Genomic DNA, 543 nt, shown 5'->3' on the forward strand with positions numbered 1-543 from the left:
GTTACAATATATGCCCATTTGGGGTTTTTATTTTCTTGGCTACCAAGTTGGTATATCGATTCTTTTAATTATTTCACCCCAGCAGTAGGTGTGGATTTGTTTTTTTGCATATCAGGGTATGTAATAACAAAATCTATATATAAATCAGGAATGAAAGAAAGAGGGTTTTTATCTCTTGCGCTCCCATTTTGGATAAGGCGAATGTGGAGGTTGTGGCCTTCTTCTTTTGCTTGGCTAGTTGTCACGCTGATTGCTGCTAGATATTTTAACTGGAACAATTCTTTTCATGAGTTTGAGTATAACGTCTACAGCTCAATAGCTGCATTATTCCAAGTGGCTAATGTGTATTTTACACACTGCATTCAGAATAGTAACTGTGGTTCCAATATGGTTTACTGGAGCCTTTCACTGGAAGAACAATTTTATTTTATATTTCCTTTTGCTATTTTCTTCATGAGTAAAAAAACTCTTTCGTTAGTTTTATTTATTGCAATATTAGCGCAGTTTTTTATATTTAGAGATAATGGATCTTTAGCTTGGACC

Annotated in this window: 1 protein-coding gene; it reads left to right on the top strand. The window is 34.3% G+C overall.

What is annotated here, in order from left to right; translation table 11 throughout:
* Nucleotides 1–543 (top strand): acyltransferase family protein (locus tag V2A85_RS24355; RefSeq protein ID WP_420072643.1); only part of this gene is annotated, 543 nt, incomplete at both ends.

The sequence above is a fragment of the Yersinia sp. 1252 StPb PI genome, assembly GCF_048593885.1.
Lineage (GTDB): Bacteria > Pseudomonadota > Gammaproteobacteria > Enterobacterales > Enterobacteriaceae > Yersinia > Yersinia enterocolitica_E.